At 58.9% G+C, this 18,576-nt stretch carries 18 protein-coding genes; 12 read left to right on the forward strand and 6 right to left on the reverse strand.

Translation table 11 applies throughout. The annotated features are described in order from the left end of the window. Positions 1-462 precede the first annotated feature (462 nt). Genes yjfF through ytfQ form a run of 4 tightly spaced genes read right to left on the reverse strand, consistent with a single transcriptional unit; the run spans position 463 to position 4,986 of the window. The gene (gene yjfF / locus AC6I8P_RS10230) at positions 463-1,449 is read right to left on the reverse strand and encodes a galactofuranose ABC transporter, permease protein YjfF (protein WP_021506182.1); all 987 of its coding nucleotides are present in this window, start codon (positions 1,447-1,449) and stop codon (positions 463-465) included. Further along, positions 1,446-2,462, reverse strand: coding sequence for a galactofuranose ABC transporter, ATP-binding protein YtfT (ytfT, locus tag AC6I8P_RS10235; RefSeq protein WP_058758461.1), 1,017 nt, complete (start codon positions 2,460-2,462; stop codon positions 1,446-1,448). Before ytfT ends, yjfF begins: the two co-directional genes overlap by 4 nt. After that, on the reverse strand, positions 2,455-3,975 hold the full coding sequence (locus AC6I8P_RS10240; RefSeq protein ID WP_058774750.1) for a sugar ABC transporter ATP-binding protein: 1,521 nt from the start codon (positions 3,973-3,975) through the stop codon (positions 2,455-2,457). The genes ytfT and AC6I8P_RS10240 overlap by 8 nt, the downstream gene beginning before the upstream one ends. Before the next feature lie 54 nt (positions 3,976-4,029). After that, positions 4,030-4,986 (reverse strand): galactofuranose ABC transporter, galactofuranose-binding protein YtfQ, encoded by a 957-nt coding sequence (ytfQ, locus tag AC6I8P_RS10245; protein ID WP_021506185.1) that lies wholly within the window; start codon positions 4,984-4,986, stop codon positions 4,030-4,032. Positions 4,987-5,660: 674 nt separating this feature from the next. On the opposite strand from ytfQ, the gene ydgT reads away from it, so the two are divergent. From ydgT to nth, 9 genes are all read left to right on the forward strand, one after another. Beyond that, on the forward strand, positions 5,661-5,876 hold the full coding sequence (ydgT, locus tag AC6I8P_RS10250; RefSeq protein ID WP_010618950.1) for a transcription modulator YdgT: 216 nt from the start codon (positions 5,661-5,663) through the stop codon (positions 5,874-5,876). 109 nt (positions 5,877-5,985) lie between these two features. Continuing rightward, complete coding sequence (locus AC6I8P_RS10255) at positions 5,986-6,429, forward strand: DUF2569 domain-containing protein (protein WP_058758460.1); 444 nt, start codon at positions 5,986-5,988, stop codon at positions 6,427-6,429. 123 nt (positions 6,430-6,552) lie between these two features. Further along, positions 6,553-7,134 (forward strand): electron transport complex subunit RsxA, encoded by a 582-nt coding sequence (gene rsxA / locus AC6I8P_RS10260; protein WP_021506188.1) that lies wholly within the window; start codon positions 6,553-6,555, stop codon positions 7,132-7,134. A gap of 1 nt (position 7,135) precedes the next feature. Then, the gene (gene rsxB / locus AC6I8P_RS10265) at positions 7,136-7,714 is read left to right on the forward strand and encodes an electron transport complex subunit RsxB (RefSeq protein ID WP_021506189.1); all 579 of its coding nucleotides are present in this window, start codon (positions 7,136-7,138) and stop codon (positions 7,712-7,714) included. Further along, positions 7,707-10,004 (forward strand): electron transport complex subunit RsxC, encoded by a 2,298-nt coding sequence (rsxC, locus tag AC6I8P_RS10270; protein WP_498030589.1) that lies wholly within the window; start codon positions 7,707-7,709, stop codon positions 10,002-10,004. Before rsxB ends, rsxC begins: the two co-directional genes overlap by 8 nt. After that, entirely contained in the window at positions 10,005-11,063 is a 1,059-nt protein-coding gene (gene rsxD, locus AC6I8P_RS10275) for an electron transport complex subunit RsxD (RefSeq protein WP_058769716.1), read from the forward strand. It abuts the gene before it with no gap. A gap of 2 nt (positions 11,064-11,065) precedes the next feature. Then, on the forward strand, positions 11,066-11,698 hold the full coding sequence (rsxG, locus tag AC6I8P_RS10280; RefSeq protein WP_031279157.1) for an electron transport complex subunit RsxG: 633 nt from the start codon (positions 11,066-11,068) through the stop codon (positions 11,696-11,698). Beyond that, positions 11,695-12,396 (forward strand): electron transport complex subunit E, encoded by a 702-nt coding sequence (locus tag AC6I8P_RS10285; RefSeq protein ID WP_058769715.1) that lies wholly within the window; start codon positions 11,695-11,697, stop codon positions 12,394-12,396. Before rsxG ends, AC6I8P_RS10285 begins: the two co-directional genes overlap by 4 nt. After that, a complete protein-coding gene (gene nth, locus AC6I8P_RS10290; RefSeq protein ID WP_058769714.1) occupies positions 12,393-13,025 on the forward strand; it encodes an endonuclease III in 633 nt (210 codons plus the stop codon). Before AC6I8P_RS10285 ends, nth begins: the two co-directional genes overlap by 4 nt. A gap of 52 nt (positions 13,026-13,077) precedes the next feature. Here nth and AC6I8P_RS10295 read toward each other — a convergent pair whose 3' ends face one another. Next, positions 13,078-13,764 carry a CTP synthase C-terminal region-related (seleno)protein gene (locus AC6I8P_RS10295; RefSeq protein ID WP_394516641.1) on the reverse strand — a complete coding sequence of 229 codons (687 nt, stop codon included), beginning with the start codon at positions 13,762-13,764 and terminating at the stop codon, positions 13,078-13,080. A gap of 664 nt (positions 13,765-14,428) precedes the next feature. Here AC6I8P_RS10295 and dtpA point away from each other — a divergent pair. The 3 genes from dtpA (at position 14,429) to gstA (ending at position 17,644) form a co-directional block, all read left to right on the forward strand. Further along, entirely contained in the window at positions 14,429-15,934 is a 1,506-nt protein-coding gene (dtpA, locus tag AC6I8P_RS10300) for a dipeptide/tripeptide permease DtpA (RefSeq protein ID WP_058757699.1), read from the forward strand. Between the two features lie 122 nt (positions 15,935-16,056). Then, complete coding sequence (locus AC6I8P_RS10305; RefSeq protein WP_498030590.1) at positions 16,057-16,965, forward strand: LysR family transcriptional regulator; 909 nt, start codon at positions 16,057-16,059, stop codon at positions 16,963-16,965. 73 nt (positions 16,966-17,038) lie between these two features. Beyond that, positions 17,039-17,644: a glutathione transferase GstA gene (gene gstA / locus AC6I8P_RS10310; protein WP_181444756.1), complete on the forward strand. Its 606-nt coding sequence runs from the start codon at positions 17,039-17,041 to the stop codon at positions 17,642-17,644. Positions 17,645-17,687: 43 nt separating this feature from the next. Here gstA and pdxY read toward each other — a convergent pair whose 3' ends face one another. Then, complete coding sequence (gene pdxY, locus AC6I8P_RS10315) at positions 17,688-18,548, reverse strand: pyridoxal kinase PdxY (RefSeq protein WP_058776274.1); 861 nt, start codon at positions 18,546-18,548, stop codon at positions 17,688-17,690. Positions 18,549-18,576 lie beyond the last annotated feature (28 nt).

Genomic DNA, 18,576 nt, shown 5'->3' on the forward strand with positions numbered 1-18,576 from the left:
AATGTTGAAGCAAGCCGCGAGGGTATCGCGGCTTTTTTTATGGCGAAACTGCGGTCCAGTCAACAACGGCAGGCGTTACGTAAAGCCGGCGTGAATACCTCCCTGTCGCCCCGGCCGCCTTGATCTCCTTAATGCAGGTTGGTTGCGCTTTTACCGGAGCCGAATTTGCATCAGCCATTAAGCGTCGTACTGACTACAGCAATGACAGTCCCACTTGCCCCATCAAGACCAGCCCGAATAGCAAAGCGTCCGCGCCAGGGATGGCGCGGCCGATCGGCATGGATGCGGGGTTTCTTTGCGATCGGGCTGGCCTTGATGGGGCCGGGCACTCAATTAACAGCAAACCCACCAAACTTTCACGACTCTGAGCGCTAAAACAGCAACCCCACCCAACATCCACGAATCTGTGCATAAAAAAAGGTGCGCCAGTTTGCGCACCTCTTAACACACATGCGATCACGACTAAGACGTTAAACGCTTAACCGGCGCGTTCTGCTGGCGGTCCCACATCACCGTCAGCAGACGCTGCAGCGCAATAAAGGCAAACAGCAGAATACCGATGGCGATTTTGGTCCACCACGAACTCAGCGTGCCGTCGAAGTTAATCCATGTCTGAATCAACCCCTGAATCAGCACCCCGAACAGCGTGCCCAGCACCGTACCGACGCCCCCCGACAGCAGCGTACCGCCAATCACCACCGAAGCAATGGCATCCAGCTCGACGCCCAGCCCGGCCAGCGCGTAGCCGGCCGAGGTGTAAATGGAAAATACGATGCCTGCCAGCGTCGCCAGCGTGGTCGACAGCATATAAATCTTAATCGTGGTGGCGCGCGTCGACACGCCCATCAGCTGAGCCGACGTCAGATTGCCGCCAATGGCGTACACCTGATTACCGAAGCGCGTACGGTGCGCCAGCAGAATGCCCCCCGCCACCACCACCAGCATAATCACCGCCAGCAGGCTGAGACGTCCGCCGCCGGGAATTTTCCACGCCAGGCTCGACAACGTGGTATACAGCGGATGATCGATAGGAATCGAGTTCTCCGACACCAGATAGCTGCAGCCGCGCAGGAAAAACATCCCGGCGAGCGTGATGATAAAGGCCGGGATTTTTAATGCATCAATCAGCCAGCCCATCATGGCACCAAACAGCGCGCCTGCCGCCAGAATCAGCGCAAAGGCCAGCAGCGGATCGACATGGTAGTCGCCGATGATGCGCGCCAGGAACACGCCGGTGAAAGCGATCACCGCGCCAACGGACAGATCGATGCCGCCGGACAAAATCACAAACGTCATGCCGACGGCGATGATGCCGAGAAACGCATTATCCGTGAGGATGTTGCAAATCACCCGCGTTGAGGCAAAGCCGGGAAACTGGCTGAGGCAGAACAGGTAACCCGCGACAAACACCAGCAGGGTAATCATTAACGGTAAATGACGCTTGATCATGGTTTACGTCTCCCCTTCAGCATGGCGATAAAGCGCGGCGACTGCAGCAGCAGAACGCACATCACCACCACCGCTTTCACCACCTGGTTCAGCTCTGGCGGAAAACCTGACAGCAGGATGCCGGTATTCATTGACTGGATTATCAGCGCGCCAACCAGCGACAGCACCAGGTTAAAACGCCCGCCCATCAGCGAGGCGCCACCAATCACCACCGCCAGAATGGCGTCCAGCTCCAGCCACAACCCGGCATTATTGGCATCGGCACCGCGAATATCGGCGGCGACAATCAGCCCGGCTACCGCCGCACACACGCCGCTGATGGCGTAGGTGGACATCACCACCAGCCAGCCGGTCACCCCGGCATTGCGCGCCGCGCGCAGGTTGATGCCTACCGCTTCGATGAACAGGCCAAGCGCGGTTTTGCGCGTCAGCAGCCACACCGCCACGGCCACCAGCAGGGTAATCCACACCGGTACCGGCAGCAGCCACAGCGAACCGCTGCCAAACCACGCGAGGCTGTCACTGTTAAAGGTGACGATCTGTCCCTGGGTGATCAGCTGCGCGATGCCGCGCCCGGCCACCATCAGGATCAGCGTGGCAACAAACGGCTGAATCTTCAGCAGCGCCACCAGCACGCCGTTCCACAGGCCGCATAGCAGCCCGGTTCCGAGCGTGGCCAGGATAATAAAACTCAGGCTGTGCCCCGCCACCGTCAGCGTCGCCGCCGTCGCGCCGGCAATCGCCATTACCGCGCCCACCGACAGATCGATCCCGCCGGTGGCAATCACCAGCGTCATACCAATCGCCAGCAGCGCCACCGGTGCGGCGCGGTTGAGAATGTCAATCGGGCTGCCGAATAACCGCCCGTCCTGAATGTGAATAGCAAAAAAGTTATTCGCCACCAGGCTGTCGATCAGCAGCACCAGAATCAGCGCGACGATCTGCGGCATGCCCGGCGGCAGCTTCGGCTTCCGCCGTTCCGGTTTTTCGTGTGTCATAGGCGATTCAAGCATGTTGTGCTCCTCCGTCCGCGATGGCGTTGACGATCGACGCCACCGACAGCTGTTCCAGCGGAATTTCGGCGACCTGCTTCAGATCGCGCATGATCAGCACGCGATCGGCATAGCCCACCAGTTCTTCCAGTTCAGAGGAGATGACCAGCAGCGCCAGTCCGTCGGCGCACAGGGATTCTATCAGCCGAATGATCTCGGCGTGGGCGCCTACGTCGATACCGCGCGTCGGCTCATCCAGAATCAGAAACTGTGGTTTAGTCACCAGCCAGCGTGACAGCAGCACCTTCTGCTGGTTGCCACCCGACAGCAGCTCCACCGGCTGGTCGGCGTGCGGCGTGCGAATACCCAGGCTCTTGATAAAACGCTCGGCTATCGCCTGCTGCTCACGGCGTTTGATCGGCCGCAGCCAGCCACGCTGCGCCTGCAGCGCCAGAATGATATTTTCCCGCACCGAGGCCGCGCCGATGATGCCGTCAGTTTTACGATCTTCCGGGCAGAAGCCCATGCCGAGACGCGAGGCTTTGGCCGGCGTGCGGATGTGCTGCACTTTGCCTTTGATGGTGGCGGTACCGCGATCGGCGCGGCGGATGCCAAACAGCACCTCGGCGGTCTCGGTGCGCCCGGAGCCGAGCAGTCCGGCCAGCCCCACCACTTCGCCCGGCCGTACCTGCAGGCTAAACGGTTCAATGGTGCCTTTCTTGCCGTAATCCTCAAACGACACCACCGGCTGATTGCTGCGTAACGTGCTGCCCTGGCGCTGCAGTGCGGTTTCCAGCAGCTCTCGCCCCAGCATCAGCTTGATCAGCTCAATCTGCGGCAGCGTAGCGGTGTCCCGCGTGGCGATAAACTGGCCGTTGCGCAGTACGGTAATCCGGTCGGTAATGCGGTACACCTGGTCGAGAAAGTGGGTGACGAAAATCAGGCTCATGCCTTTGGCTTTCAGCTGCGCCATCAGGGTAAACAGCATCTCCACTTCGCTGGCATCGAGGCTGGCAGTCGGTTCATCCAGAATCAGTACCTGCGCGGAGAGATCGACTGCGCGGCAGATCGCAATGATCTGCTGCATCGCCACCGAGTAATGGCCGAGCGGACGCGTCACATCCAGCGCGAAGCCGTAGTTGCGCATCAGCGCATCGGCGTCGCGCACCATGCGCTTGCGATCGATCATGCCGAAGCGGCGCGGCTCGCGGCCAATGTATAGGTTATCCGCCACCGACATATTCGGCAGGAGATTCACTTCCTGATAAACGGTGCCAATGCCCATCTGCTGCGCATCGGCGGTACTGTGCGGCGCAATCACCGCGCCGTTGAGGGTGATAGTGCCGGCATCCCGCGTGTAGACGCCGGTCAGCACTTTAATCAGGGTCGATTTCCCCGCGCCGTTCTCACCCAGCAGCGCCATAATTTCGCCCTTGCGGATGCTGAACGACACGTTATCCAGCGCTTTGACGCCGGGAAAGCCTTTGCTGATGCCGTTGAGGCTCAGCAGGGGTGTTTCATCGTAGCTGCTCATCAGATTCTGCCTCGCTTACGTCATAAAAACCGCCCCGAAGGGCGGTTGCGGGGATCAGTAACCCATGCCTTTTTTCTTATCCAGCTCCGCCTGAGCGTCAGCCGGTAAGAACAGTTTTGATTCGGTTTTGATGATCTTCGGCGGCAGCGTGCCGTCTTTTTTGAATTTCTCCAGCGCGTCAAACGCCGGGCCAGCCATGTCCGGCGTCAGCTCAACGTTGGCGTTGGCCTCGCCGGCCAGCATCGCTTTATAGATATCCGGCACGCCATCAATCGAACCGGTAAGAATATCTTTGCCCGGTTTCAGGCCGGCTTCTTTAATCGCCTGGATGGCGCCGATCGCCATGTCGTCGTTATGCGCATACACCATGCAGATGTTTTTGCCGTTGTTCTCGGCTTTGATGAAGCTCTCCATCACCTCTTTACCCTTACTGCGGGTAAAGTCACCGGACTGCGAGCGAATCACTTTGATGTTGTTGTGGCCGGCGATGGCTTCGGCAAAGCCTTTCTTACGGTCGATCGCCACGCTGGCACCGACGGTACCCTGCAGTTCCACCACGTTACACTGCTTGTCACCGACGGTTTTCACCAGCCAGTCACCAATCAGTTTGCCTTCCAGCACGTTGTCGGCCGTCACCACCGCCATGTACAGCGATTTATCTTTCACCACGATGGCGCGGTCCAGCAGGAACACCGGGATTTTGGCGTCTTTGGCCTCTTCCAGCACCGGTTCCCAGCCAGTCTGTACCACTGGCGCGATGAATATGGCGTCAACGCCCTGAGCGATAAACGAGCGCACCGCTTTGATCTGGTTCTCCTGCTTCTGCTGACCATCGGCAATTTTCAGGGTGATACCGCGCTTTTGCGCTTCACTTTTTGCCACGTTGGTTTCGGCAGAACGCCAGCCGGATTCAGAACCGACCTGCGAGAAGCCCACCGTCATGTCGGCAGCCAGAACCGATGTGCTGAGTGCGGCGCTGACCATGGTGGTCAAGAGTAAACGTTTCCACATAATTTTCATTCCTCTGAAGGGAGTGTGCTGTAGGGGTACAAACGCGCTTCAAGCCTGGCGCAATTGCGCTAAAACAAGCGCGACACACCTCACAAAACAGAATGAATTAAAGGGGTTACGCGTATCAGCGTGTCAGACAGCTGACTCAGCTTATGGACAAAACGCCTGAACTTTATGTCAGCGGAGGTTAAATAACTGTAATAAACAGAAGCGGTTATGACCGCAGGCACTGGAAACGATTACAACGGACACGTAAAGAATGGTTATTCATGCGCGCAGCAGGCAATGTTCTGTTTTGTGATAATTCGCACACTTGCGATTTGACGTTTCATCACAGCTGCACCCTTGTGCGTCACCCGTTACCGATAAATCGCTTTTTCGCGCCTGCTGCGTTTCAAAATAAGCGCAACAAAAGTGCGAAAAATAGCGTCTGGAATACCGTTTAAGGCAGCTGTTAAATTTTCTCACCAGCCCCCGGTTAACGGGGCCAAAAACGGGCCTGACGCGCAGAAAAATGCGCGTTAAAAAAGATAAAAGCGTAAAAAAGTCCCTTTTGATGAGCGAATTAGCGCACGTTGTCTGAATTTTGAATTTTTTTAACCGCGGTGTCTGGACTCTGGCCGCGTGCTCCCTATACTTGAGCACTTCCCCGTTCTTTATCTTTTATGGCAATCATGACTGCGCTCGATTACCTGCTGAAATTTCGTAAAGTGAATAATCTTGAGAGTCTGGAAAAACTCTACGATCACCTCAATTATTCGCTCACTGATGATAACGAGATCATCAATATGTACCGCGCCGCCGATCACCGCCGTGCTGAACTCGCCTCAGGTGGCCGTCTGTATGACCTCGGCTGTGTGCCGAAATCCGTCTGGCGCTACGTGGTGTAAAGCGCGCTTATCCCTGTTTCTGCCCCTGGTGCGCTGTCCGAATCGGGCGTGACCCGTTTGGACATGGTACGCTCTGCCTCGTCTTTTTTCTTACATCAGGATGAACAACATGTCCGAATCGGTAAACCCGCCGCGTATTGCCGGCTGGCTGCTGCTGCCGCTGGCCTGGCTGATTATGACGATGCTGACCAGCGCGCTGGTGGTGGCGCTCTATCTGCGGCCGCTGTTTGACACGGAACTGCGCACCACGCTGTTTTCTCACGCCAGTATTTTAATGACGCAGTGGCTGGTGTCCTTACTCACCGCCGCCGCGGTGTGGCTGTACAGCATCTGGGTGTGCTGGATCTTTTGTCAGCGTTCGCGCCGTCTGCCACGTCACTACATTCTCTGGCTGCTGATGACCGTATTGCTGGCGCTGAAAACCTTCGCTTTTACGCCGGTGGCCGATGGGAAAGCGATCCAGACATTGCTGCTGGCCCTGCTCTCGGCGGCAGTCTTTGTGCCCTACTTCAAACGCTCACAGCGGGTCAAACAGACCTTTATTCAGCCCTGATGACGCTCTTTTCGTCAGGAATTTAATTCTGAGTGCTCTCAGCCAGCGCACGAATCGCGCAAAGGTTGAGATGCACCTCTCAATTCCGGATAATAAACGCCTTTCGGCTTCCCAGGTTAAAAAATGACCGATTACTTACTGCTCTTTATTGGCACAGTGCTGGTGAACAACTTCGTGTTGGTCAAATTCCTCGGCCTTTGCCCTTTTATGGGCGTGTCAAAAAAACTGGAAACGGCCATTGGCATGGGACTTGCCACCACGTTCGTCATTACGCTGGCGTCGATTTGCGCCTGGCTGGTGAATCACCTGATTCTGCTGCCGCTCGATCTGGTGTACCTGCGTACCATGGCCTATATCCTGGTGATTGCGGTAGTGGTGCAGTTCACCGAAATGGTGGTGCGTAAAACCAGCCCGTCGCTGTATCGCCTGCTCGGTATCTTTTTGCCGCTGATCACCACCAACTGCGCGGTGCTGGGCGTGCCGCTGCTGAGCGTCAACCTCAACCACACGTTCCTGCAGGCGGCGCTGTACGGCTTCAGTGCGTCACTCGGCTTTTCGCTGGTGATGGTGCTGTTCGCTGGCATGCGTGAACGTCTGGTGCTGGCCAACGTGCCGGCTCCGTTCAAAGGAAGTTCCATTGCCCTGATCACCGCTGGCCTGATGGCACTGGCGTTCATGGGCTTTACCGGTCTGGTGAAATTCTGATATGACCGCGATTTGGATTGCTATTGCTGTTCTGGCGGCGCTGGCACTGGTGTTTGGTGCCCTGCTGGGCTACGCCTCGCGCCGCTTTGAAGTAGAAGAAGACCCGATTGTCGAGCAGATCGATGCGATTCTGCCGCAGAGCCAGTGCGGCCAGTGTGGCTATCCCGGCTGCCGTCCGTACGCCGATGCGGTGGGCAATAACGGTGAGGCCATTAACAAATGTGCGCCGGGCGGCGAACAGACCATGCTGAAGCTGGCCGAACTGCTTAACGTTGAACCGCAGCCGCTGGATGGCGGCGCGGAGGTGCTGACGCCGGTGCGCACCGTGGCGTGGATTGACGAAGCCAACTGCATTGGCTGCACCAAATGTATTCAGGCCTGCCCGGTTGACGCCATCGTCGGTGCCACGCGCGCCATGCATACCGTGCTGAGCGATGTCTGCACCGGCTGCGACCTGTGCGTCGCGCCCTGCCCGACCGACTGCATTGAGATGCGTCCGGTTGCCACCACCACGGCCAACTGGAAGTGGGATCTTGACACCATACCTGTACGGGTGATCCCGGTAGAACATCATGCTTAATCTGTTATCACTGCTGCGCAAAGACAAGCTGTGGGATTTCGAAGGCGGGATTCACCCGCCGGAAATGAAAACCCAGTCCAGCGGCACGCCGCTCAGCCAGCTCCCGCTGCCTGAACAGTTCATTATTCCGTTAAAACAGCATATTGGCCACGAAGGCGAAATCTGTGTCGCGCCGGGCGATAAAGTGCTGCGCGGCCAGCCGCTGACCTTTGGCAGCGGCCGGATGCTACCGGTGCACGCGCCCACTTCCGGCACCATTGAAGCCATCGCGCCACACATGACCGCGCACCCTTCCGGCCTGTCCGAGCTATGCGTTTTCCTGCGCGCCGATGGCGAAGACCGCTGGATGCCGCTCGATCCGCAGCCGGACTATCGCGCGCTGGGTCGGGACGCGGTAGTGAAACGCATCCACGAAGCCGGTATTGCAGGCCTCGGCGGCGCGGGCTTCCCGACCGCCACCAAACTGCGCGGCGGACTGCGCGGCGTCAACACGCTGATCATCAACGCCGCCGAGTGCGAACCTTACATCACAGCGGACGATCGCCTGATGCAGGATTGTGCGGCGGAAGTGCTGGAGGGCTGCCGCATCCTCGCCTGGGTGCTGCAGGCGGAGCGCGTGCTGATTGGCATCGAAGACAATAAGCCGGAGGCGATTGCCGCGCTGAAACAGGCGCTGGCCGGTGACCGCGAGCTGCAGCTGCGGGTGATCCCAACCAAATACCCATCCGGCGGTGCCAAACAGCTGACCAAAATTCTCACCGGGCGGGAAGTGCCGCACGGCGGACGCTCCACCGACATTGGCGTGCTGATGCAGAACGTCGGCACCGCCTGGGCGGTGAAGCGCGCCATTGTCGATGGCGAACCGATTACGGAGCGCGTGGTGACGCTGACCGGCGAGGCCATTGCCCGGCCGCGTAATGTCTGGGGCCGTCTCGGTACCCCGGTAAGCCATCTGTTGCAACAGGTTGGTTTCACGCCGGGTGCGCGCCAGATGGTGATCATGGGCGGGCCGCTGATGGGCTTTACCCTGCCGTCCCTCAACGTGCCGGTGGTGAAGATCACCAACTGTATTCTGGCACCGTCGGCCAGCGAGATGGGGCAACCGCAGGAAGAACAGTCCTGCATCCGCTGCAGCGCCTGCGCTGACGCCTGCCCGGCAAAACTGCTGCCGCAGCAGCTGTACTGGTACAGCCAGGGTGGCGATCATGACAAAGCGCGCGCCCATCACATTGATGACTGCATTGAGTGCGGTGCCTGTGCGTATGTCTGTCCCAGCAATATTCCGCTGGTGCAGTATTACCGCCAGGAAAAAGCCGAACTGCGCGCCATCGATCTGGAGGCCAAACGCACCGCCGAAGCCAAAGCACGCTTTGAAGCGCGTCAGGCACGCCTTGAGCGGGAAAAACTGGCGCGGGAAGCGCGCCACGAGCAGGCCAAACAGCGGGTTGCGCGCAGCGATAAAGCCGAGCTGGAAGCGGCAACCGGGCGCGTGAAAGCGCGTCAGGCGAAGACGCCGGAACAGGAAGCGGCCGAACGCGAAGCGCGCCATGCGCAGGCGCTGGCGCAGCAGGCCGAGAAGCAGGCTGAAACCGAACCGCTAAGCCGCCAGGCCATTGACCCGCGCAAGGCCGCCGTGGAAGCCGCCATTGCGCGTGCTAAAGCGAAAAAAGTGGCCGCGCCGGCACGGCCAGCCGCTGACACCACGACCGCAGAAAGCGATCCGCGCAAAGCGGCGGTCGAGGCGGCTATTGCGCGCGCCAAAGCGAAGAAAGCGGCGGCGGCGCAGACGCCGGCCGACGCTGAGCCGGCAGCGGAAACGCCAGCGGCTGAGGTCGATCCGCGCAAAGCCGCAGTCGAAGCGGCTATTGCGCGTGCCAAAGCGAAGAAAGCTGCGGCCGCGCAGACGCCGGCTGATGCTGAGCCGGCAGCGGAAACGCCAGCGGCTGAGGTCGATCCGCGCAAAGCCGCAGTCGAGGCGGCTATTGCGCGTGCCAAAGCGAAGAAAGCCGCGGCCGCGCAGACGCCGGCTGATGCTGAGCCGGCAACGGAAACACCGGTGGCTGAGGTCGATCCGCGCAAAGCGGCGGTTGAAGCGGCGATTGCCCTTGCCAAAGCGAAGAAAGCCGCGGCCGCAGCGCAGCAGACAGCCGACGCGCCCGCCGCATCCCCTGAAGTGGAGGCCGCTGCCTCTCCTGACTCCGCCGACCCACGCAAAGCGGCGATTGCCGCAGCGGTCGCCCGTGCCAAAGCGCGTAAAGCGCAGCAGCAGCCTTCGACGACTGAGGACTAAATGGCTTTTCGTATTGCAAGTTCGCCTTATACCCATAACCGCCGCAGCACCGGCAACATCATGCTGCTGGTGGTGCTGGCCGCGCTGCCCGGCATGGCGGCACAATGGTATTTCTTCGGCATCGGTTTCCTGATTCAGGTGCTGCTGGCGGTCGCTACCGCATGGATCACTGAGGGCGCGATTCTGCGCCTGCGTCACGCGCCGGTAGTGCCGACGCTGGCGGATAACTCTGCCCTGCTGACGGCGTTGCTGCTGGGCATCAGCCTGCCGCCGCTGGCGCCGTGGTGGCTGGTGGTGCTCGGTACCGTATTTGCTGTGGTTATCGCCAAGCAACTGTACGGCGGCCTCGGCCAGAATCCGTTCAATCCGGCCATGGTCGGTTATGTGGTACTGCTGATCTCCTTCCCGGTGCAGATGACCAGCTGGCTGCCGCCGGATGTCCTGCAGGCCATTAAACCTGGCCTGATGGACTCACTCAGTATGATTTTTACCGGCCACACGCTGGCCGGTGACACCATGCAGCAGTTGCAGCTGGGTGTGGATGGCGTGAGCCAGGCCACGCCGCTGGATACCTTTAAAACCGGCCTGCGCGCCGGACACAGCGCCGAACAGCTGCTGGCCCAGCCGATTTACGGCGGCGTACTGGCCGGCCTCGGCTGGCAGTGGGTCAATCTCGGCTATCTGCTCGGCGGCATGCTGCTGCTGGCGAAGAACGCCATTCGCTGGCATATCCCGTTCAGCTTCCTGCTGTCGCTGGCGCTGTGCGCCACGCTCGGCTGGCTGTTCGCGCCGCAGTCGCTGAACTCGCCGCTGGTGCATCTGTTCTCCGGGGCGACCATGCTCGGTGCCTTCTTTATTGCCACCGATCCGGTCACCGCGTCCACCACCAACCGTGGCCGGCTGATTTACGGTGCGCTGATTGGCCTGCTGGTGTGGCTGATTCGCAGCTTCGGTGGCTATCCGGATGGCGTCGCCTTTGCGGTGCTGCTCGCCAACATCTGCGTGCCGCTGATTGACTACTACACGCAGCCGCGCGTGTATGGCCATCGCAGGGATTGATGATGATCGAAACCATTCGTAAAAACGCGTTCACGCTGGGCATGTTTGCCGTGATCACCACCGGCGTGACGGCGGTGGTCAACTATGTCACCAAACCGACGGTCGATCACCAGACCGCGCTGCAGCAGAAAAACCTGCTCGACCAGGTGGTGCCCACCGATTTGTACGACAACAATATTCAGCAGGAGTGTCTGCTGGTGACCGATGCCCGCGCGCTCGGCAACGACAAACCGCATCATCTGTATGTGGCGCGCAAAGGGGATCAACCGGTGGCCGCCGCACTTGAGACCACCGCCCCTGACGGCTATTCTGGCGCAATACAGATGCTGGTCGGCGCTGATTTCCATGGCAAAGTGCTGGGCGTACGCGTAATTGAACATCATGAGACGCCGGGTCTGGGTGATAAAATTGAGCTGCGAATTTCCGACTGGATCAACAGTTTTAACGGCAAAGTGGTGCACGGTGCCGACGATAAAGCCTTTGCGGTGAAAAAAGACGGTGGCGAATTTGACCAGTTTACCGGCGCGACCATCACGCCGCGCGCGGTGGTCAACGCCACCAAACGCACGGCGCTGCTGATTGAAACGCTGCCAGCGAAGCTCGCTTCGCTGCCTGAATGTGGAGATGCACCATGAGTGAAGCGAAAAATTTACTGATTGGCGGACTGTGGAAGAATAACTCGGCGCTGGTGCAGCTGCTGGGGCTCTGTCCGCTGCTGGCGGTGACCTCAACCGCCACTAACGCACTGGGCCTTGGACTGGCAACCACGCTGGTACTGACCATCACCAACAGTGCGATTTCCGCTTCGCGCCGCTGGGTGCCGGGTGAAATTCGTATTCCGATCTACGTGATGATCATCGCCTCGGTGGTGAGCTGCGTGCAGATGCTGATCAACGCCTATGCCTATGGCCTGTATCAGTCGCTGGGCATCTTTATCCCGCTGATCGTCACCAACTGCATTGTGGTGGGACGTGCGGAAGCGGTGGCATCGAAAAGCAGCATTCCCCTCTCCGCGCTGGATGGCTTTGCCATCGGCATGGGCGCTACCTGCGCAATGGTGACGCTGGGTTCGATTCGTGAACTGATTGGTAACGGCACGCTGTTCAACGGCGCTGACCAGCTGCTGGGGCCATGGGCTAAAGCGCTGCGCATTGAAGTGGTGCATTTTGATTCACCGATGCTGCTGGCGATGCTGCCGCCGGGTGCGTTTATCGGCCTCGGTATGCTGCTGGCCGGCAAATACCTGATCGATCAGAAAATGAAGCAGCGCGCCGCACGTCAGCTGGAGGCTGCTGCTGCCGCGCCGCAGGGCGAAACCGGGAAGGCTGTGTGAATAAGGATAAACGCCTGCAGATCCTCACGCGGCTGCGTGACGCCAATCCCCATCCGACCACCGAACTGAATTTCAGCTCACCGTTTGAGCTGCTGATCGCTGTGCTGCTGTCGGCACAGGCAACCGATGTCAGCGTCAACAAAGCCACCGCCCGACTCTATCCGGTGGCCAATACGCCAGCGGCAATGCTGGCGCTCGGCGTGGAAGGCGTTAAAGAGTACATCAAGACCATTGGCCTGTTTAACAGCAAAGCGGAAAACGTCATCAAAACCTGCCGCATTCTGCTGGAGCAGCACGGCGGTGTGGTGCCGGAAGACCGCGCGGCACTGGAAGCCCTGCCCGGCGTCGGGCGTAAAACCGCCAACGTGGTGCTCAATACCGCCTTTGGCTGGCCCACCATTGCCGTGGATACCCACATTTTCCGCGTCAGCAATCGCACCCGCTTTGCGCCGGGTAAAAACGTTGAGGAAGTGGAGCAGAAGCTGCTCAAGGTGGTGCCGGCCGACTTTAAGGTTGACTGCCATCACTGGCTGATTCTGCACGGTCGCTACACCTGCGTGGCGCGTAAACCGCGCTGCGGCTCCTGCCTGATTGAAGATTTGTGTGAATTTGCGGAAAAGACCGACTGACTGCGGGCTAACAACGGCGCGACATCGCGCGCCGTACTCTCAGCAATAATCGTTATCGCGCCGCCTGCAGCCACGCCACCACCAGCGGCGACAGCCGGTTCTGAAGCGCAGCACGTTCAGACTGGAACAGCGTGGCGACAAAGAACGGATGATCGGTCAGCTCTACCCCGCGCACATCCCCCTGCAAATCCCATGAGGTAATGCGGAGATTGCGCGTGGCCAGCGCCTCGCTGAACTCAGCGTTAACGCCAAAGTTGCAGTGATAGCCTTCGTTACTCTGCAGCGCGCCGTAGGCCTGAGCAATACGCGAACCCGGCTCAAACGTCACCTCACCGCGCTGTTCCACCAGCGAGCAGGCCAGCGGCGCAATCACCCAGCGCGCGTCAGGGTCGGTCTCGGCATGGCCAGCATCCTCCCAGCCCAGCACGTTGCGCGCATACTCCACTACCGCATACTGAAAGCCGGCGCACGAGCCTAAAAAGGGTTTACCGCTTTCGCGCGCCCAGCGAATGACGTCGAACACGCCGGCATCATTCAGGAAGGGACTGCCAGGCACTACCCAGACGGCATCATAGTCGTGCAGACGCGGCAGATCGATTTCCGGCGTGGCGATCCAATCGGCGGTTACGTCAAGGGAGAGTGTGGCGGCGGCAAGCTGAATGGCAGGAGGAATGGCCTGATGCGCGACGGCACTGGCACGGTAATCGCCCACGAGAGCGACACGAACGGACTGCTTCATGATGAGTTCCTTGCAGGGAAAAAACGAGGTTACAGCAATTTCTTCAGGCTGTCGAAGGGCTGGCGATCGGCTATCCATCCTCCCCCTGCCTGGCGCAACAGGTCGCTGCCGCCGGGGGCGTTGCAGAGCTTATACAATGAAAGCCGCGATTAAGTGGTGAAATTGTCGGCAAACGGGAGAGCGGCAATCGTTTTCTTTTTTTACATTTCTAATTAATTGATAATTTTGTGCGCAGGATCAACAAATTAGCCTGCGGCGAACCGTCAGCTGCGTATTGTGCTCAACAATCAGACAATTGCGCTTACTTCTTCGGCAAAAATCAGGGGAATCATCCAGCTTAATGGGCTGGATAATATTATGTCCTGCCCGGAGCAGGAAAAGCAGTTTATCTCAGGAAAATCCATCAACCGATCTGCAACAAGAACAATTATCCTGCTATAATGTCACGCAGTGATATTTAACACTGATTTACAAGTTATTATCCTGGTTATAACCCTGCCTGTAACAAGTATTTCAGCGTGCAGAAAATGCTTGCCCTGTTGGCCTGATTCAGCCAAATTAGGCGCCGTTTTTCCTTTCTAATAACAATGTTGCGCGGGATTACCCAGCCCGACGCAGACTTAATTCCTGTTGTAAAACAGGCGATGTATAAACTGAGGTATACGTGTCAACTGCAAACAAACACACTGATGAGGCGGTAAGCCTTAACGCCTTCCGTCAGCCGAAAGCGTTCTATTTGATCTTCTCCATCGAACTGTGGGAGCGTTTTGGCTACTACGGTCTGCAAGCCATCATGGCGGTCTATCTGGTGAAACAGCTGGGGATGTCCGAAGCGGACTCCATCACCCTGTTCACCTCGTTCAGCGCACTGGTTTACGGCCTGGTTGCCATTGGCGGCTGGCTGGGCGACAAAGTGCTCGGCACCAAACGCGTGATTATTCTCGGCGTCATTGTGCTGGCGCTGGGCTATGCGATGATTGCCTTCTCCGGTCATGACACCACCATGGTGTATGTGGGCATGGCGACCATCGCCGTGGGTAGCGGGCTGTTCAAGGCTAACCCTTCTTCACTGCTGTCGACCTGCTACGAGAAAGACGATCCGCGCATCGACGGTGCCTTCACCATGTTCTACATGTCGATCAACATCGGTTCGCTGTTCTCCATGATGCTGACTCCGTGGCTGGCGGCCAAATATGGCTGGGGCGCGGCGTTTTCGCTGTCGGTGGTGGGCCTGGTGATCACCCTGCTGAACTTCCTGTTCTGCCAGCGTCTGGTGAAGAATTACGGCTCCAAACCAGACTTTGCGCCGCTGCAGGTCGGTAAGCTGCTGATGACCCTTGTCGGCGTGGTTGCGCTGATCGCGCTGGCCACCTGGCTGCTGCATCATCAGAGCATTGCCCGCATGACGCTGGGCGTGATCGCGATCGGTATCGTGCTGGTGTTTGCCAAAGAAGCCTTTGCGCTGCACGGTGCGGCACGCCGCAAAATGATCGTTGCATTCCTGCTGATGGTCGAAGCTATTGTGTTCTTCGTGCTGTATATGCAGATGCCAACCTCGCTGAACTTCTTCGCCATCCGTAACGTCGAGCACGCGATTCTCGGTATCACCTTTGAGCCGGAACAGTTCCAGGCGCTCAATCCATTCTGGATCATGGTGGCCAGCCCGATTCTGGCGGCAGTCTATAACAAGCTTGGCGATAAGCTGCCGATGCCGCACAAGTTTGCCATTGGCATGGTGCTGTGCTCTGCAGCGTTCCTGGTGCTGCCGTTTGGCGCGAAATTCGCAAACCAGGCGGGTATCGTTTCGGTAAACTGGCTGATTCTGAGCTACGCGCTGCAGAGTATCGGTGAGCTGATGATCTCCGGTCTCGGACTGGCGATGGTGGCGCAGCTGGTGCCGCAACGTCTGATGGGCTTTATTATGGGCTCCTGGTTCCTCACCACCGCTGGCGCCGCGATGATTGCCGGTAAGGTAGCGAACCTGATGGCGGTGCCGGAAAACGTCACCGATCCACACGCCTCACTGGCCGTGTATAGCCAGGTGTTCCAGCAGATTGGTATCGCCACTGGCGTAATCGCCCTGCTGATGCTGATTACCGCCCCGCTGCTCAACCGCATGACGCAGGATGACGCGCAGGCAGAACTGAAGCGCGCCAGCGCTAACCAGTAATCGTTTCTGAGCCGGGCTAAGCCCGGCTTTTTTTATCCCCCTTCACAACCCCCGCTTTCCGCTGTAGTTTAAGCAACACGCTTTTTATGCTCGCCTTGCACGGCTGAGATCGGGAATGGCTCATGGACAGATTTGACGAGCTGCAGGTGTTTGTTGCGGTGATTCAGCAGGGCAGCCTGGCTGGCGCGGCGCGCGTATTGCAGCGTTCGCCGCCGGTCATTACCCGCACGCTGAATGCGCTGGAAGCACGTTTTGGCACCACCCTGATTGAACGCACCACGCGCCAGCTGGCTCCAACCGAGAGCGGCTGGCAGCTGTTTGAGCAGGCGCAGCGCTTGCTTAACGATTACCAGAGCGCGCTCGACAGCGCCCACCACAGCGGACTGTACGGCCTGCTGCGCATCACCGCCCCGGTGATGTGTGGCCGTCGCCACGTGATGCCGCTGGTCAATGCCTTTCTGCAACAGCATCCGGAAATGCAAATCGAACTGATTCTTAGCGACAGCTATCAGGACCTGATTGAAAACGGGCTGGATATTGCAGTGCGCATTGGCGAGCTGCAGGATTCGTCGATGGTGGCGCGCAACGTCGGCAGCGTACGCTCGATGCTGGTCGCCAGCCCGGGCTACCTTCGCCATGCCGGAATACCGGCCCATCCGGCTGAGCTCAGCATGCATGCGCTGGTGGCAGGCGTGCGCCATACCCGTGAGTGGCGCTTCGCGCACGACCTGCGTGTGCGCATCACCCCACGCCTGCGCGTCAATGATATCGCCAGCCAGCTGGATGCATTGCGCAGTGGCCAGGGCATTGGCCGTCTGTTGTCTTATCAGGTGATAGATGAACTGCAGGCTGGCACGCTGATCCGCCTGCTGAGCGAGTGGGAGCCGGCACCGCTGCCGGTGCATCTGGTGGCGCAGCGGGTGAAAAACATGGCGCCCAAGGTACGCTGTTTCTGGGATTTCGCGCTCACGGCACTGCCGCCGCGACTGCAGGCGGCCGCTGAATTTCCCGCGCCCGCCCGCAATTCCTGATCGCTGTCACTGGTAAAAATTTCTGGCAGTTTTATGCTGCTGTCATCACAACAACTCATCAGGAGAGGCCATGATGAAACTCTATTGTAAGCCCGGTGCCTGTTCGCTCTCGCCGCATATCGTTGCGCGCGAATGCGGGCTGGATTTTACGCAGGTCAATGTCGATCTGCAGAAGAAAGTCACCGAGCGCGGAGAAGATTACTGGCAGATAAACCCCAAAGGACAGGTTCCCGCGCTGCAGTTTGATGACGGCAGCATACTGACGGAAGGCGTGGCGATTGTGCAGTATCTGGCGGATCTCAAGCCGGATCGCAACCTGCTGGCACCGACCGGCAGCCTGACGCGCTATCACACGCTGGAGTGGCTGAGCTACATCAGCAGCGAATTGCACAAAACCTTTTCCCCGCTGTTCCGTCCGGATACGCCGGAAGAGTACAAAGCCATAGTGCGTGCACAGCTGGAGCAGAAATTTCAGCGCGTTAACGACGCGCTGCAGGATAAACAGTGGCTGATGGGGTTACGCTTTACCGTCGCCGATGTCTATCTGTTTGTGGTTACGCGCTGGGCAAAAGCCATCAAACTGAATCTCGAAGGTTTGAGCGCGCTGGAGGCATGGTTTGCGCGGGTGGACGCACGGCCGGCGGTTCAGGCCGCACTGAAGGCTGAAGGTCTGGTCTGACGCCACAGGCCGGCGTGCTGGCCGGCCTGTTGATTAGCAGCGATTATAGCTGTTCTGCCGCAAAGTGCTGCGTGGGTTGCGCAATCGCATCCTGCGCCGCCACCAGTTGCAGTTCATACTCGCCCATCTCGTGGGTTTTCAGCATCACTTCATATACTGCCGCCGTGACATGTTCCAGCGCATCCTGCAGCGATTTGCCGTGCAGCAGGTCAACCAGCAACAGGCCACTGGTCAGATCGCCAACCCCCACCGGCTGACGCACACCAAAATCCACCAGCGGACGGCTGATGTGCCAGCACTGATCGGCGGTGACCAGCAGCATTTCAAAGCGATCGCTACGGCGTCCGGCGCGCGCCAGGTGTTTCACCAGCACCACGCGCGGCCCCTGCGCAATCAATGCGCGAGCGGCAACCACCGCCTGTTCCACGTTAGCGACCGTCTGGCCACTGAGCATCTCCAGCTCCAGCAGGTTCGGCGCGATAAGATCGCTGGCCGGCATCGCCTGCTTGCAGTGAAACTCCGCCACGCCGGGCGCGACGATACAGCCTTTTTCCGGATGGCCCATCACCGGGTCACAGAAATACCAGGCGTCAGGATTCGCCGCCTTCACCATACGCACGATTTCCAGGATCTGTTCGCCCTGCTCCGCCGAGCCGAGATAGCCGCTCAGCACCGCATCGCAGGTTTTCAGACGATCGATGGCGGCGATCCCGCTGACGATATCGGTCAAATGGGTGGCGGGCATCACGGTGCCGGTCCAGTGACCATACTGGGTGTGATTGGAAAACTGCACGGTGTTTAACGGCCAGACGTTGGCGCCCATGCGTCGCATCGGGAATTCGGCCGCGCTGTTACCGGCGTGGCCATAAACCACGTGAGACTGGATTGCGAGGATATTTTTCATTATTGCCCTGTACTGCTTGCCATAAAAA

This window comes from gamma proteobacterium symbiont of Lampromicra miyakona (assembly GCF_059730895.1).